This is a genomic window from Mesorhizobium sp. M7A.F.Ca.MR.148.00.0.0 (assembly GCF_003997735.1).
GTDB lineage: Bacteria > Pseudomonadota > Alphaproteobacteria > Rhizobiales > Rhizobiaceae > Mesorhizobium.
Window position 1 is genome coordinate 1 of the sequence record NZ_RZTB01000660.1, and the last position, 243, is coordinate 243.

Annotated in this window: 1 protein-coding gene; it reads right to left on the reverse strand. The window is 63.8% G+C overall.

All coding sequences use genetic code 11. The features are described 5' to 3' along the window. Window positions 1–243: class I SAM-dependent methyltransferase (locus EOB49_RS35720; protein ID WP_164782024.1), on the reverse strand; the 243-nt coding region annotated here is incomplete at both ends.

Sequence of the window (243 nt, forward strand, 5' to 3'; positions counted from 1 at the left end):
GCTCGTCCAGCCCCTCGACGCCGACATGGCCCGAGGTGAAGACGCCGGCCGAGATTATCCCGGCATAGGCATCATCGGCAAAGGGCAGATGACCGCCGAGCGCAAGGCAGTGGAGCGCGGAATAGACGCCCTTGCGGGCCGCCTGATCCAGCATGCCTTGTGAAATATCGAGTGCCTCGACTTGCGGGTAACCAGCAATATCAAGCCATTCGCCGATGAGCCCGGTGCCGGCCCCGGCATCGA